General features: G+C 39.1%; 11 protein-coding genes, 2 pseudogenes and 1 other annotated feature. Of the genes and pseudogenes, 3 read left to right on the top strand and 10 right to left on the bottom strand.

Going from position 1 to position 16,238, the window contains the following annotated elements; translation table 11 throughout:
- Positions 1-19: 19 nt before the first annotated feature.
- Together pepV and MUB24_RS23325 are read right to left on the bottom strand one after the other, a co-directional pair.
- Positions 20-1,441 (bottom strand): dipeptidase PepV, encoded by a 1,422-nt coding sequence (gene pepV, locus MUB24_RS18150; protein WP_244706563.1) that lies wholly within the window; start codon positions 1,439-1,441, stop codon positions 20-22.
- A gap of 50 nt (positions 1,442-1,491) precedes the next feature.
- Entirely contained in the window at positions 1,492-1,623 is a 132-nt protein-coding gene (locus MUB24_RS23325) for a hypothetical protein (RefSeq protein WP_280517058.1), read from the bottom strand.
- 163 nt (positions 1,624-1,786) lie between these two features.
- On the opposite strand from MUB24_RS23325, the gene MUB24_RS18145 reads away from it, so the two are divergent.
- Positions 1,787-2,005, top strand: a complete 219-nt coding sequence (locus MUB24_RS18145; protein ID WP_244706561.1) for a DeoR family transcriptional regulator — start codon at positions 1,787-1,789, stop codon at positions 2,003-2,005.
- A gap of 47 nt (positions 2,006-2,052) precedes the next feature.
- Here MUB24_RS18145 and MUB24_RS18140 read toward each other — a convergent pair.
- Positions 2,053-2,226, bottom strand: a pseudogene (locus MUB24_RS18140) (16S rRNA pseudouridine(516) synthase); the annotation flags it as partial.
- Between the two features lie 107 nt (positions 2,227-2,333).
- Between MUB24_RS18140 and MUB24_RS18135 the strand changes: the two are divergent.
- On the top strand, positions 2,334-2,642 hold the full coding sequence (locus MUB24_RS18135; protein WP_244706559.1) for a hypothetical protein: 309 nt from the start codon (positions 2,334-2,336) through the stop codon (positions 2,640-2,642).
- 171 nt (positions 2,643-2,813) lie between these two features.
- On the opposite strand, the gene MUB24_RS18130 is transcribed toward MUB24_RS18135, so the two are convergent.
- On the bottom strand, positions 2,814-4,427 hold the full coding sequence (locus tag MUB24_RS18130) for a putative polysaccharide biosynthesis protein (RefSeq protein ID WP_244706557.1): 1,614 nt from the start codon (positions 4,425-4,427) through the stop codon (positions 2,814-2,816).
- 241 nt (positions 4,428-4,668) lie between these two features.
- On the opposite strand from MUB24_RS18130, the gene MUB24_RS18125 reads away from it, so the two are divergent.
- Positions 4,669-5,949, top strand: a complete 1,281-nt coding sequence (locus tag MUB24_RS18125) for a BaiN/RdsA family NAD(P)/FAD-dependent oxidoreductase (RefSeq protein WP_244706556.1) — start codon at positions 4,669-4,671, stop codon at positions 5,947-5,949.
- Positions 5,950-6,252: 303 nt separating this feature from the next.
- Here the strand turns inward: MUB24_RS18125 and MUB24_RS18120 are convergent, their stop codons facing one another.
- The 6 genes and pseudogenes from MUB24_RS18120 to MUB24_RS23540 form a co-directional block, all read right to left on the bottom strand.
- On the bottom strand, positions 6,253-6,435 hold the full coding sequence (locus MUB24_RS18120) for a sporulation protein Cse60 (protein ID WP_244706554.1): 183 nt from the start codon (positions 6,433-6,435) through the stop codon (positions 6,253-6,255).
- Between the two features lie 1,295 nt (positions 6,436-7,730).
- Positions 7,731-8,048 carry a rhodanese-like domain-containing protein gene (locus tag MUB24_RS18115; protein ID WP_244706552.1) on the bottom strand — a complete coding sequence of 106 codons (318 nt, stop codon included), beginning with the start codon at positions 8,046-8,048 and terminating at the stop codon, positions 7,731-7,733.
- A gap of 125 nt (positions 8,049-8,173) precedes the next feature.
- The gene (leuS, locus tag MUB24_RS18110; RefSeq protein ID WP_244706550.1) at positions 8,174-10,588 is read right to left on the bottom strand and encodes a leucine--tRNA ligase; all 2,415 of its coding nucleotides are present in this window, start codon (positions 10,586-10,588) and stop codon (positions 8,174-8,176) included.
- A gap of 65 nt (positions 10,589-10,653) precedes the next feature.
- Positions 10,654-10,876, bottom strand: a binding site (T-box leader).
- A gap of 95 nt (positions 10,877-10,971) precedes the next feature.
- Positions 10,972-11,940, bottom strand: a complete 969-nt coding sequence (locus MUB24_RS18105; protein ID WP_244706548.1) for a ribose-phosphate diphosphokinase — start codon at positions 11,938-11,940, stop codon at positions 10,972-10,974.
- 42 nt (positions 11,941-11,982) lie between these two features.
- Positions 11,983-15,036: pseudogene (locus MUB24_RS18100) on the bottom strand (PolC-type DNA polymerase III); the annotation flags it as partial.
- Positions 14,979-15,365 carry a PolC-type DNA polymerase III N-terminal domain-containing protein gene (locus MUB24_RS23540; protein WP_313898473.1) on the bottom strand — a complete coding sequence of 129 codons (387 nt, stop codon included), beginning with the start codon at positions 15,363-15,365 and terminating at the stop codon, positions 14,979-14,981. The gene MUB24_RS23540 and the pseudogene MUB24_RS18100, both read right to left, overlap by 58 nt.
- Positions 15,366-16,238 lie beyond the last annotated feature (873 nt).

Here is a 16,238-nt window from a genome sequence, read left to right as displayed (position 1 = left end):
ATTTTTCAAAATGTTTTTTCTATCCTTTTTTCGCAAGTTCATAAATCGCTTGTGCATAAATCGCAGTCGCTTGCCAAAGATCATCCAATTCCATATATTCATCCTTTTGATGAGCGACATCCGGACGGCCGGGGAATAACGCTCCAAAGGCAACGCCAGAACCAAGGGATCTTGCATACGTCCCCCCACCAATCGCTAATAGTTCCGCCGTTTGGCCGGTTTGTTCCTCGTAAACGGCCTTTAACGTTTGAATCAATGGGGAATCCTCTGGAACATGATGTGGGTTCGAATTTGAGTAATGTCCAACTCGAAAACCTGATTTGGCACTTGATCTTTGGATCGTTTCCATTCCCTCATCAATCGGAAACGTCACAGGATACCGCATGGTCAAACCGAACAGACCACCTTCGTGTTCGTTATACGACAGTTTTCCAACGTTTATCGTCAATTCTCCTGAAAGATCATCTTGGTAAGCAACACCAAGAGCACGTCCGTGTGAATCACCAAAAAAGAATTCCACTGCTGCTTTTACATACTCCTGTCCCCTAGGGTCAAGTTCTAGTGTAGACAAAAAGTTCGCCAGTAATAATCCAGCATTTTTTCCTTTATCTGGTTCTGATCCATGGGCACTAATCCCGTGAAGCTCCATGATGGAATAGCCACTATCGACATAATATTTTCCATTGAGATCTTGACTATCGAGAAAATCTTCGAACATTTGAATAATCTCTGTATTGCCTTCCTTTATATCGAGAATCGCCTTTGCATGATCAGGAACCATATTATAGCGTAAGCCAGACATAAAGGATACCAATGTGACAGGGGCCTGCCCTCGCGTTTCATCCTTAGTATCCTGTACAAGGTCAAAGTCAGCAATCCCCTTTTCCGCTATAATGATCGGGAAATCAGCGTCAGGCGCAAACCCCATTTCTGGCATTTCTTCCACCTTGAAATAGTGATCCACACAACGCCAATCACTTTCTTCATCTGTCCCGATAATCAGTCGCACTCTTTTCTCAAGGGGCAAACCTAGTTCTTTCACGATCCTCATGCCATAATAGGCAGCAATTGTAGGTCCTTTATCATCAATGGCTCCACGGGCATAAATTCTTCCATCTTTCACAACGCCTGAAAAAGGAGCCACGGACCAACCATCACCAGCCGGTACAACGTCCACATGGCCTAATATCCCTATTAAACCTTTTCCCTTTCCCATTTCTAGATGTCCGGCTACATTCCCCGTGTTTTTTGTTTGAAATTGATCACGAGTGCCAAGCGCTAACATATAATCAAGGGCTTTTTTCACTTCTTTTCCAAAAGGGGCTTCCTTCGTCGCCTCTCTTTCATCAAGCACACTTGAAATTTGCAAAAGCCCTTGTAAATCTGAAAGGAGGCTGTCTTTTCTTTTTTCTACCTCCGCTTTCCAATCGATTTTCGCCATAAAAATCATGACTCCTTTATCAATAACATTTTTCTCACTATATTATATACCTATTTTTCCATTTCATAAAATTGGAATTTGCGTGAGAAGAAAAATCTCACAATCACTAGCAGTCCTACAATGAGGATAAACGGAATAAGCAATACAGTCGTGACGATTTTCTTCGCTTGGAAATAGCCCACACATCAAAACCCCTTTTCATTTTTCCATTAATGCGTTAAAATAGAACTGTCTGAAAATAAAATATAAATTTAAAAAGGAGTTGTCTGCGAGGAATTACCATCTCTTTGACTGGGCATAGATGTCAACCGACTGCCATGGGATTAAAGATGAGGGAGTGGTTATTTGAAACCATCAACGAACAGAATGCTTACCAGGATCAAATCCATTTACTTATATATTTTGGAAAACGGAACCGTCACGACACGAGACATTGTGGATGAATTTGGAAGCACACCTCGCACCATTCAAAGGGATTTGAATGTGTTAGAATACAATAACCTAATCAGTAGCCCAAGACGTGGAAAATGGACAACAACCGAGAAAAAGGTTAAGGTGACTTGACCGATAGCATATAAAGAAGAATGACTGCCCAGAAATATTGGGGGCAGTTATTTTTTTATATTCTGCGATTGCCTTACTTCATTTTCCGTTAATTCCCGATACTCCCCTAACGGCAAATCTTCATCTAATTGCAACGGACCCATGGAAATCCGTTTCAAATACACCACTTTTTTACCAACCGCTTCAGATATTCTTTTTACTTGATGAAACTTCCCCTCGAATTCCTCACCCTTAAGTTTTTCCTTTCCGGTAGGCCCGAGCCTATACACTTTTTCCAACATGAACATAGGCTGATGATGCAAGAGATAATGAAATGGAGTGACGTATAATGAATTACCGCCAACAAATGCCAATGCCGTTTCCTGGCCAAATGACACCACAATTTCAAGGAGAGGTTCCACAGTTTCAAGGCGAGGCACCACAGTCCTTTCAGGGGGAAATGTTTCCACAACAACTTTTCCCCGGTTGGCCTGATCAATCAAGACTTGAACGCAGAGTCAATCGCTTGGAAAACCAGGTGCAAAGACTGGAACGCCAGTTCAATCGCCTCGATCGAAGAGTGTCAAGATTAGAAGGCCAACGGGGATACCCAGAATATCCTAGTCAACCAGGATATGAGGAAGTTGGCTATTACTAAAATTGGCTTAATAAACAAGGGGAAGAGCTCTCAATAAAGAATAGATATTTTCCCCTTGTTCACTAGCCTTAGTCTTGTCTCCACAGGAAAGTTTTCAGCCCGGAGTAATCGGGCTTTTACATACTATCTGCTCTAAACATCCTGACTCTCAATATATCTCAATTAGAAAATTTAATTCATTCCTAACTTTCTTTTCAACCTCGTCAATCGTTCTCCAAATAAACGATCAGCTAGTCCAGATTTTAAGCTTAAAAGCCCATAAATCGCTGCCCCTATTGTGGCACAAATCATAATAAGTAAAAGCCCTTGCAGTCTAGATTCCGGATTCATAATGGAGTGCAAACCAAGATAAACAAAATAAACAGGAACTAGCATGATAATATTGAAAATCACAATTAAAATTACCCTTCTAAACACAAGCCTTAATGGATATTCGGCAAATATTTTAATGACAATCGCATTAATGATAATCGAAACAAAATAGCCTAGAATGGTGGCGTAAACCGCCCCATCTGTGCCAAAGGCTTTGATAAATGGGATATTCAAGCTTAATTTAATGAGAATCCCTGTCAAGAGACTTAAAATCGTAAATCGCTGTTCATTGATGCCTTGTAAAATAGCGGCTGTCACAGAATATAAGGCAAATAGAATAGCGACAGGGGCATATGTTTTTAAAACATCCGTTCCAAGGGAGGAATACCCATAAAATACGGTGTAAAAAGGTTCTGCTAATATGGTAAGTCCTAAGGCTGCTGGTAATGTAATAAATAATAAGACTTGTAGGGTTTGATCAAGTTGTCGAAATAAAATTTTCCGATCTTGATTGACAAAGGATTCTGTAATCAAAGGAACTAATGTCATCGCAAACGCCGTTGCTAAGGACACAGGAATAATCACTAATTTATGAGTCAGCCCCAAGGTTCCATACGCTTCTAAATAATTGACAGCTTGACTCCCGGCGGCCATTGCCCGGTTAAATGTTAATTGGTCAATAAATTGATAGAGCGGATTGGCAATTCCGACCATCACAAAAGGAAAAGCATAGACGACAATTTCCTTATACATATTTCCAAGGGACACATGCAAGTTACCTTTATTCTGCAAAAGTTGCTCATCTAATTTTGGTTTTCGCTTTTTCCAATACCAAAGCAACACAACCAGACTTGCAATTCCACCAATAAAAGCGGCAAACGTGGCGACCCCAATCGCAGTCACAATACTACCCTTCAAGATAAAAATCACAGCAAAGCTTCCGGCTAATAAGAAAAGAATCCTGGCTAATTGCTCGACCACTGTTGAAACAGCAGATGGTCCCATTGATTGATGACCTTGGAAAAAACCGCGAATTAAACTCATCGCTGGAATCACAATCAAAGCAAAACTAACCGCTTTTATGACAGAAGCAACATCGGCAATGGTATACTCCGTTTCTGCTCCTTTGAGCACAATTTCCGCAATCGGTGTAGAAAGTCCATACATAATCAAAAAAGAGACAACACCGGTCAACGACATGACCAACATCCCTGAGCGAAAGAGTCGTTGACCTACTTCATATTCACCAAGCGCATTATATTTGGCAATATATTTGGAAACGGCCATCGGTACTCCAGCCGTAGCAATACTGATAAAGATCGTATAAGGTGTATAACCATAACTATATAAAGCATACGCATCCTCTCCCCCAATAATCGCTTTGAAGGGAATGATATAGAGGAGCCCTAATACTTTTGATAAAATGGTTCCTAACGTTAAGATAAATGTTCCTCGAATTAGTTTAGATGACATACATACTCGAACTCTCCATTATTTATTTTCATTTTTCAATCCATGCACCTATGTAGGCGACTAAAGTTCCACTTATATAGCCACCAAGCCATTACTGATTCATTCTAGTTAAAAACGCTAATCTACACTCTTCCCTAGTTTACAACGATCGACTGAATTTGACAATGAGATCACGCTTGAGTTTGCGAATTGTTCATAGTATTTTAAATAACAGAAACTGAACTTGGATGTGAATAGGAACATGTATGATGTAATCGTCATTGGTGGAGGTCCTTCTGGATTGATGGCCTCCATTGCAGCCGCTGAATATAAGGCAAAAGTTTTATTAATCGATAAAGGCAATAAACTAGGTAAAAAATTAGCGATTTCCGGTGGGGGTCGCTGTAATGTGACTAATCGTTTGCCACTGGAGGAAATCATCCGTCATATCCCTGGAAATGGCCGCTTTCTTTACAGTGCCTTCTCCATTTTTAACAATGAGGATATCATTCGGTTTTTTGAAAAGCTTGGAATTGAGTTAAAAGAAGAAGATCATGGACGCATGTTTCCCGTATCAAATCAAGCCCAATCGGTTGTCGATGCGCTTTTAACACGGATGAGCCAGTTAAAGGTAGATGTCATGTTAAACACAGCTGTGGAGAAGGTTCTTTATGAAGAGGAGCGAACGAAAGGCATTCTCTTAAAAACAGGCGAGAAACTTTTCGCTCCTGCTGTTGTGATCGCTACAGGAGGGGCATCTGTTCCGCAAACTGGTTCAACCGGGGATGGGTATCCCTGGGCACAGGCGGCAGGACATACGATTACAGAATTATTCCCAACCGAAGTCCCCATCACTTCAAATGAACGGTTTATTAAAGAAAAACAGCTTCAAGGTTTATCATTGCGAGATGTCTCACTTAGTGTTTTAAAACCAAATGGAAAACCACTGATTACCCATAAAATGGATATGATTTTTACTCATTTCGGTATTTCTGGCCCTGCCGCTCTGCGCTGTAGTCAATTTGTTGTGAAGCAATTGAAAAAATCAAAGCAGCATGAAGTGGTGATGGCCATTGATGCGCTGCCTAGTCAGAGCGAGGAGGCACTTTTTCAAGAAATCCAAAAAATAAAGAAGAACGAAGCAAAAAAGAGTGGCAAAAATGCACTGAAGGGATTACTGCCTGAACGTTACTTATTATTTTTATTGACGCAATGTGGAATCGACGCTTCAGAAGTTTTTGCCACCATTCCGACTGAAAAACTACGAGCCTTTGCTAAAGCCTGTAAGCAATTCACTTTCAAAGTCAATGGAACCTTGCCATTAGAAAAGGCATTTGTAACCGGTGGTGGCGTGAGTGTGAAGGAAATTGAGCCAAAGACAATGGCTTCTAAATTTATGCCAGGTCTTCACTTTTGTGGGGAAGTATTGGACATTTATGGCTATACAGGGGGGTATAATATCACGGCAGCCCTTGTGACAGGTAGACTTGCGGGGATGAATGCGGCTTTATCAGCAAAAAATGATACGAGAGGGATAAAATAGCGGAGGACATTTGTTTGGAGTACCAAGCGTTGGCGCTGAGTGTTGACTCGTAGGCCTATAAAGCGTAATCGTTATCGGAATTGAGAGATTACTGAATTTCGGGCATGATTATGCGGGGATCGTTACCGTTTTACGAGATAAGACCGGAGTTTCGGGCACGATTATAAGAGAATCGTTACCCCTTTACTGGCTAAAACTGAATTTCGGGCACAATCAGGACAAGTTAGGATAAAAAATCGGTTATTCTCAATCCTATGTAGATAAATACCAAAAAGGCAGGCGTCCTTTCAGATGCGCCTGCTTTTAATTTTTATAAATGATTAAAGCACTAAAACAAAAAACTTGTTCCCCAGAAGCATCCCCAATCAGAGCGACATTATATTTAATGTCAATTACATCTCTTGGAGAGATTTGTTCGAGAAATTGATTCATTTCTTCTTCCAAATCTTCTTCATGCTCACAGTCAAACAATTTTACTTGTACCATAATTACTCCACCCCTTTTTAGCATGCTTGCCAATATCGGTGGATTTTATACTATTCAGAAAATATATTTTTGTTACAGAATGCAATAAAAGGGGTTGCTACTTAAATAGGCCGATCTTGTTGACCTCTAAAAAAACTAAAAACCGATCATGGCGCGGGTTTATAGGACTTTACTATTTCTATTTGACCGATCATGTCAACCACTCACACACTACGAAGATCCAAAGTGTGGTTGGATCTACGAAAAGTCGAGCGTTCCTCAAAAACGTAGATCCAATGTGTGGGTGGATCTACGAAAAGTCGAGGGACCCTCAAAAACGTAGATCCAAAGTGAGAATGGATCTACGAAAAGTCGAGCGTTCCTCAAAAACGTAGATCCAATGTGTGGGTGGATCTACGAAAAGTCGAGGGACCCTCAAAAACGTAGATCCAAAGTGAGAATGGATCTACGAAAAGTCGAGCGTTCCTCAAAAACGTAGATCCAATGTGTGGGTGGATCTACGAAAAGTCGAGGGACCCTCAAAAACGTAGATCCAAAGTGAGAATGGATCTACGAAAAGTCGAGCGCTCCTCAAAAACGTAGATCTAAAGTGTGGGTGGATCTACGAAAAGTCGAGAGACCCTCAAAAACGTAGATCCAATGTGTGGGTGGATCTACGAAAAGTCGAGCGTTCCTCAAAAACGTAGATCCAATGTGTGGGTGGATCTACGAAAAGTCGAGCGTTCCTCAAAAACGTAGATCCAATGTGTAGTTGGATCTACGAAAAGTCGAGCGTTCCTCAAAAACGTCGATCCAATGTGTGGTTGGATCTACGAAAAGTCGAGCGTTCTTCAAAAACGTCGATCCAATGTGTGGGTGGATCTACGAAAAGTCGAGCGTTCCTCAAAAACGTAGATCCAATGTGTGGGTGGATCTACGAAAAGTCGAGCGTTCCTCAAAAACGTAGATCCAATGTGTAGTTGGATCTACGAAAAGTCGAGCGTTCCTCAAAAACGTCGATCCAATGTGTGGTTGGATCTACGAAAAGTCGAGCGTTCTTCAAAAACGTCGATCCAATGTGTGGTTGGATCTACGAAAAGTCGAGCGTTCTTCAAAAACGTAGATCCAATGTGTGGTTGGATCTACGAAAAGTCGAGCGTTCCTCAAAAACGTAGATCCAATGTGTAGTTGGATCTACGAAAAGTCGAGTCATCTCTAAAAACGCAAAATGTAGCCCGAAAAATATTTACTCCTTAGAACTGACACTACGTGGTAATGCCTTCTCCATTTTCTAGATTTTTCTTTCAGTCAACCTATTATTTTTCCTTTGGCGTTGTTTCCCCTTGCCATTTCAACATGCCGCCAACCATATTTGTAACTTTGTAGCCAAGTTCATTCAAATATTCACATGTTCTGCCACTTCGTCCACTTGAACGGCAAATAAGAATATATTCTTGATCTGGATCAAAGTGGTCGAGGTGCTCTGGAATTTGCCCCATTGGAATATGAACGGCTCCTGAAATCATACCTTCTGCTACTTCCTCATCTTCACGGACATCGACTAAATTATATTTTTCCCCTGCTTCCAGTCCTTGCTGTAGCTCTTCTGGGGTAATCGTTTTTATTTCACTCATCTAATCTTCCTTTCGAAATGAATTGATTATCCTCTATTATCTATTCGCGTCTTCTGTTAGTCAAATGAATGGGCTTTATTCGAAAAAACCCCACCCATCGATTTCCCGATGGATGGGACCTCCCTTTAATTCGCCACAATATTGACAAGTTTGCCTGGAATGGCAATCACTTTACGAATTGTTTTATCGGCTAATTGTTGTTTAACTTTTTCATCCTTCAAGGCCAATTGTTCCAGTTCCTCGCGGGAAGCGTCACGGGGAACCTTTAGTTTGGCGCGCACTTTTCCATTCAACTGAACGACAATCTCAACCTCATTATCCACGAGTTTTCCTTCGTCATATTCCGGCCATTTTTCATAGGTGATCGTCTCTGTATGGCCTAGTTTCTCCCAAATTTCCTCGGCAATATGTGGGCAAATCGGTGCCAACATTTTAATAAAGCCTTCTACATATGCTTTTGGTAAAACCTCTGCTTTATAGCCTTCATTAATGAACACCATTAATTGGGAAATGCCTGTATTAAAATGCAGTTGCTCATAATCACTTGTTACTTTTTTAACGGTTTGATGGTAGACTTTTTCAAGGTCGCCCCCAGTTGTATCCTGGATCTTATCAGAGAGTGTACCATCATCTTGGATCAATAGACGCCAGACACGATCAAGGAAGCGACGTGATCCATCAAGACCTGTCGTAGACCAAGAAATCGAAGCATCCAATGGTCCCATAAACATTTCATACAAGCGCAATGTATCGGCACCATGACTCTCGATCACTTCATCAGGATTGACGACATTGCCTTTCGATTTACTCATTTTCTCATGATTTTCCCCTAAAATCATTCCTTGGTTATACAATTTTTGGAAAGGCTCTTTTGTTGGAACAATCCCAAGATCGTATAAAAATTTATGCCAGAAACGTGCATAGAGTAGGTGTAGGACGGCATGCTCCTGGCCACCGATATACATATCAACGGGGAGCCATTTTTCCAATAATTTCGGATCAGCCAATACCTGATCATTATGAGGATCAATATAACGTAAATAATACCAACTGCTACCTGCCCATTGTGGCATGATATTCGTCTCTCTGCGCCCTTTCTTGCCTGTTTCTGGATCCACAACATGCAACCAATCCGAAATATTTGCTAAAGGCGACTCTCCTGTACCCGATGGTTTAATTTCATCGGTTTTCGGTAGAATAAGCGGTAATTCGTCTTCAGGGACACCTGTCATTGTCCCATCCTCCCAATGAATAATCGGAATCGGTTCGCCCCAATAACGTTGGCGACTAAAGAGCCAATCCCGAAGACGGTAGGTGACTTTTTTCGTGCCAACGCCTTCTTTTTCAAGCCATTCGATCATTTTAGAAATGGCTTCTTCCTTTCCTAACCCATTAAGGAATTCCGAATTGACATGCTTGCCATCACTGGTATATGCTTCCTTCGCCACATCTCCACCTGAAACGACTTCGATAATCTCTAAGCCGAATGTTTTGGCAAATTCATAATCTCGCTCATCGTGCGCTGGGACGGCCATAATCGCACCCGTTCCGTAAGACATCAAGACATAATCGGCAATCCAAATCGGAATTTGCTTACCATTGACAGGGTTAATCGCATAAGCCCCTGTAAAAACACCTGTTTTTTCTTTGGCTAAATCGGTTCTTTCCAAATCACTTTTGGCTTTGATTTTCTGAATATACGTCTCCACTGCTTGCTTCTGCTCCGTTGTTGTGATTTTTTCCACGAAGGGGTGCTCTGGAGCTAAGACAGCATAGGAGGCACCGAACAATGTATCTGGTCGGGTCGTAAAGACTGTGAACGACTCAGCGAAATGAGCAATCTTAAAGGTAACCTCTGCCCCTTCTGAACGACCGATCCAATTGCGCTGCATATCTTTAATGTTTTCTGGCCAATCTAACTCCTCTAGATCATCTAATAAGCGATCCGCATATTCTGTGATTTTCAACATCCATTGCTTCATTGGACGCCGTTCGACCGGATGTCCACCGCGTTCACTTTTTCCATCAATCACTTCTTCATTCGCTAAAACAGTGCCAAGTGCCGGACACCAATTAACCGGGACCTCATCGACATACGCAAGACCTTTTTCAAATAATTTCAAAAAGATCCATTGGGTCCATTTGTAGTAATGGGGATCTGTTGTGTTAATTTCCCGATCCCAATCATAGGAAAAACCAAGTTCTTGAATCTGCCTTTTAAAGGTTTCAATATTATGCTGGGTAAATTCAGACGGATCATTTCCCGTATCTAAAGCATATTGTTCAGCCGGTAAACCGAATGCATCCCAGCCCATCGGATGGAGGACATTATAGCCTTGCATCCGCTTCATCCGTGATAAAATATCGGTCGCTGTATATCCTTCCGGGTGCCCAACATGAAGTCCGGCTCCTGATGGATACGGGAACATATCCAATGCATAAAATTTCTTCCCGTCCCGATGAGTATCTGTTTGAAACGTTTTATTCTTTTCCCAATACATTTGCCACTTTTTCTCTAATTCTTTATGATTAAAAGTCATGTTCTTTCCTCCAATCGAGCATAAACTCTTCCTTATATAAAAAAGTCCCCCATCCCAAAGAAACCCCTTGGGACGAGAGACTTTACACTCCCGCGGTACCACCCACATTAATGCAAACTGCATTCACTTTCATGATCCTTAACGCGGAAAACGGTATGAACTACTACATTGATTGATTCATTCATACAACTAAAAGGCGAGTTCATGATTCATTCTGATTGGCTTGCACCAACCGCCAACTCTCTTTACAGTTTGAGATCATTACTAATCCTTTGTTCACGTTTCGACTATATTCAATAAGATATTTCCAATTGTAATCAAAAATATACATAATAGCAAGCGGAGTTTTAGCAAAAATTCGGATGTCGGGCTGGAAGGGCGGTTTATTTTCTATTAAATTTGTGGGGAGTGGTATCAAACAAAGAACTAATCGATTCCCGGTTATGAATTCTAACAACGGCCTCTGCAAATAATGGCGCTACCGAAATCGTTCTAATTTTCTTAGAAAGGGTTGCTTTGTTCTCAACAGAGTCTGTGCCGATCACCAATTCAATTGGACTATTTTCCAGCTTTTCGACTGCTGCTTTACTAAGCATGAGATGGGATAACGCAGCATAGATTTTGTTCGCTCCTCTTTCCTTTAGTCCTTTGGCTAAATCGACTAATGTACCTCCTGAAATACTAAAATCATCGACAATCAGTGCGTTTTTTCCTTTTACATCCCCGATAATCTCTAGGACCTTTGCCTTTTCATCGTGGGATTTCCTCATTTTATCACCGATTGCAACTGGTACTTGTAAAGTAGTAGCAAAATTTCTTGCCACTTTTGCAAAGCCAACATCTGGCGAAACGACGACTAAATCTTCTATTTTCATATTTTGGACATAATCACAAAGAATTGGAAGTGCAAATAGATGATCCACAGGCTTTTTGAAAAAACCTTGAATTTGTGGACTATGTAAGTCCATCGTCAATATTCGATCCGCTCCAGCCAACTCCATGCATTCGGCACAAACCCTTGCTCTGATCGAAACTCGAGGCTCATCTTTTTTATCCCCTTTAGAATAACCAAAATAAGGGATAATCGCCGTTACGGAGTTTGCACTCGCTCTTTTAAAAGCGTCCATCCAAAAAAGAATTTCGGTAAATTCATCATTGGGCTTTAGACCAATTGGTTGAACAAGATAAACATCATGATCTCGAACCGTTTCATTAATTTTCACAAAAATATTGCCATCAGAAAATGTAAGGACTTCCGATTTCCCTATTTCAATTCCTATGTAATCACACATTTTTTGCGCAAAAGACTTTCCGGAACTGCCACCGAATATTTTAATGTCTGTATTTGTCAAAAGAAATTCCCCCTACCATCTTCGTATTTCTACCATTATAGTTTAAAATAAGGTCAATTGATTGGTTTCTGGTATTCCATGAAAACACCCTAAGTCTTTTAACGCTTGTATAGCTGTAGCTGAAATCTTTGCTTTATTTTGGAAATCTTCTATGGATAAAATTTCTCCTGTCTTAGTCGCATTGACAATATTATTTGCTGCATTATCTCCAATACCTTGAATGGCTGAAAAAGGGACTATTAATGAATGATCATCAATAACAAAACTTGTTGCTGCAGATTTATACAAATCAATATTTTTAAAATGAAATCCACGTGCTGTCATTTCTAATGCTAACTCTAACATTTCTAATGAATTTTTATCTTTAGCCGTCATTTGATTACCCTGGCTCTCAATTTCTATTATTTTATTTAAGATGGCATCATAACCTTGACAACACGTTGTAATATCAAAATTCCCATTATAATTCACTGAAAAAATAGCGCTGTAAAATTCAATTGGATAATAGAGTTTATAGAAAGCACTACGAACCGCTGAAATACAATATGCAGCTGCGTGTGCCCGCGGAAACATGTACTCGATTTTTAGACAAGACTGTATATACCAATTAGGAACTCCTACTTTTTTCATTTCTTCTATCCATTCGTCGGTTAACCCGTTGCCACGTCTTACACTTTCAGTAATTTTAAATGCAAGAGCAGAGTCCATTCCGTTGTATATCAGATATAACATGATATTATCTCGACAACCTATCACTGTTGAAATTGTACATGTTCCATTTTTGATTAGCTCTTGTGCATTTCCAAGCCATACTCCCGTCCCATGTGAAAGTCCCGATATCTGAATTAGATCCGAGAATTTTTCGGGTCTTGTTTCACTCAGCATTTTTCTCGTAAATCTAGAGCCAAAATCTGGAATTCCATATACTCCGACATCACTCCTAATTTGTTCTGCTGTGACATTTAGAGCATCTGGTGAGTTAAATAAACTTAACACTTTTTTATCATTCATATCAATTTCAGTAGGGTTAATATTAGTTAAATCATGTAGTTTTTTCATCATTGTTGGATCGGTATGTCCAAGGATGTCTAGCTTTAAAAGATTGTCATCAAAGGCATGATAATCAAAATGTGTTGTTTTCCATTCAGCATCTACATCATCAGCTGGAAATTGAACCGGTGTTATATCTTCCACTTCAATATAATTGGGAACAACAATTATTCCCCCTGGGTGCTGACCCGTGTTCCTTTTAACGCCAGTACAAGTATCAGCTAAGCGAAGTACCTCTGCAGTTCTCCACGTCAGTCCATTTGTTTCTTCGAATTTTTTTACCAATCCGAAAGCTGTTTTTTCTGCTACCGTCCCAACAGTTCCTGCTTTAAACACATTTTTCTCCCCAAAGAGTTCTTTAGTATAATTATGTGCAACTGGTTGATACTCACCCGAAAAATTCAAATCGATATCTGGCACCTTATCTCCTTTAAAGCCTAGAAATGTTTCAAAGGGAATATCTTGTCCATCCATCTTCAAAGCTTCATTGCATTTGGGACAATTTTTATTGGGTAAATCAAATCCACTACTAACACTTCCATCAGTAAACCACTCACTATATTTACAGGATGGACAAATATAATGAGGAGGTAATGGATTCACCTCTGAAATATCGAGCATTAAAGCAACTACAGATGAACCAACAGACCCACGAGATCCAACTAGATATCCGTCTTTTTTTGATTTTTTAACTAGTCGTTGCGATATCAGGTACAGCGTTGCAAATCCAAATTCGATAATTGGTTTTAGCTCTTTCTCAAGCCTTTCCACCACTATATTTGGTAATTTATCTCCATACAAAGAAACCGCAGTTTTATAGCAAGTGTCCCTTATTTCTTTTTCGGCACCATTAAAAACAGGGAAAAATGGTTTTTCTGGGAACAATTCTATATTTTCGAACTCATCCGCTAACTCATTAGTATTTTTTACCACAACTTCATACGCTGCTTTTTCTCCTAGGTGTGAAAATAATTCCAACATTTCCTGTGTAGTTCTAAAATGTAAATCTGGTTTTTTTATATTCTTTAATGGACTGAAACCAGTAATTCCATTGATAATAATATCCCTACAGAGCTTATCATGCTTATGTAAGTAATGAACATTCCCTGTTGCAATTATAGGCAAATTTAATTTCTTACCTACGGTATATATCCTTTGAATGGCTTCCTCTAAATGTCTTTTGCTCGCAACTAATTTTTGTTCAACTAAATGCATATAATTGTCAGCAGGTTGTATTTCAAGTACATCGTAAAAAGTAGCTATTGCTTCTAACTCTTCTAGTGTTTTGTTTAGTGCTGTTTCATACAGTTCTCCTTTTTCACAACCTGAAGAAATAATTAATCCTTTTCTAATTTCTGTATTTAATAAACTTTTTGGTATGCACGGTACTTTATTGAAGAATCTAGTATGGGATAAGGATACTAGTTTGAAAAGGTTTTTTTTCCCTGTTTGATCTTTGGCGTATATACAACAATGAAAAGGTCGTGACTTGGTTAAATTTAGGCCTGAGTAACTATTTAGCTGAATTAGGTTGGTTATCCCCCTTTTTTTTGCTTCAATTAATAAAGAGAATAAAATCTTACTCAATGCTATCGAATCATCAATGGCACGATGATGATTGTCTAGAGGAACTTTAAATTTATTTGCTAGTGTATTTAATCGGTGGTTCTTCATTTCGGGAAATAGAAACCTTGCAAATTCAAGGGTATCAATGACTGGATTCCTTATATCCTGGTGCTTTAATTCCTTTGCTAGTTTTCTAATAAATCCCATATCAAAACTTGCGTTGTGAGCAACTAATACAGAATCCTCTATAAACACCAAAAACTTTTCTAGGGCATCCTTTATATCTAGAGCGCCTTTAACCATCTGATCTGTTATGTTCGTTAATTCAGTAATATGATAGGGTATTTTCTCTTGAGGATCTACAAAAGTTGAAAACCTGTCGATTTCTTTTCCACTTCTACATTTGATTGCACCTATTTCAATTATTTTATTATGGTTGACAGAAAGCCCAGTCGTTGGGATAACAAAAATTTCAAATGATTCCCTTTGGATTCAATCCATTCTTCAAGGAGATTCCAATACTCATCAATAATAGTGCTAATATCAACTTCTTTTCCAAAATCAATAATGATTTCACACTTTTCAATATGTGGAAATCTTACCATTATGTTTTTATTCCATAATTTGTAAACCTCACACGGGATAATAGTTAAATTACTTACGTGAAACGTCCATGTTTTAGTTGTTCGATTACAAACAAGTTTTTCTAAATAGCCTTGTTTAAAATTACTTTCTACTATAGAGTCTTCAATATTACACACTTTTAATATCTTTTTTAGAACCTCCTCTTGATGTTGTTTAAGAACCATTGTTGTAATCCCTCCTATATTCCCATTTTTACAATCTTTGTCATAAGGGTAGGCTTTGTAGTTTTGTGTTATCTCAACTAAAAAGAATGATTTTACTGAAGCACACCCGTGATATAAGTACCTGTACGCATTCCCAATACAAAAATTACACCTTTTTGTTATTCCAATTTCCAACAAGTAATGAGAGCGCGTACAAACCAAAGCTCTCTTATTCAAATTGTAATCTAGCATAAAATTTTAATGACTCAACTTGTTTGGGGCCTTTGGACAGAATATACCTATAGGTTTTATATAGAAAACGCATGTTTCACCTTTTTCTTCTTAAAACCAATATTTTTGTACCTTACTCTTTCTAAATAAGATTCAATTATATGCTTATGTGTCCAATGATTCGTCACTAAGTATTAAACCACCCACTTCGAAATCTTTTACAATAAATGCTATAGTCACTATTCTAAGTTTATTTCCATCTGGATAAGATACAATTCTAGACGGATCAGAAAAAATATCAAATCTTTCATAAGAAAATATTTCCATTCCTGTTTCTTCTAAAATTTCCCTTTTTAAACATTCCTCCAGTGATTCATCTAATTTAAGACCTAATATTCCTTCAAAGTTTTTTTGCTACGATCATATAGTTAGCAGGGATATCTGGGTTACTCTTATGAGGCTCTTCATACATCTTTTTTATCACAAAACCTTGTTGTGCAAAAGATGTTATAATTTCGGAGAATGTCCAATTCCTTAAATAAGTCCTGAATCCGTGACTAATTTTTTTCTAAAAACCACTCAAAGTCTATTAGAATCAGGTATAATACCAAAAAAAGGTGAATTTAGTCATTTCACCCAATAGGTGGTTATAATGAAAAAGTT

It is taken from the genome of Lederbergia sp. NSJ-179, from assembly GCF_022867885.1.
Lineage (GTDB): Bacteria > Bacillota > Bacilli > Bacillales > Bacillaceae_C > Lederbergia.
This window is presented reverse-complemented; position numbering and strand designations above follow the sequence as displayed.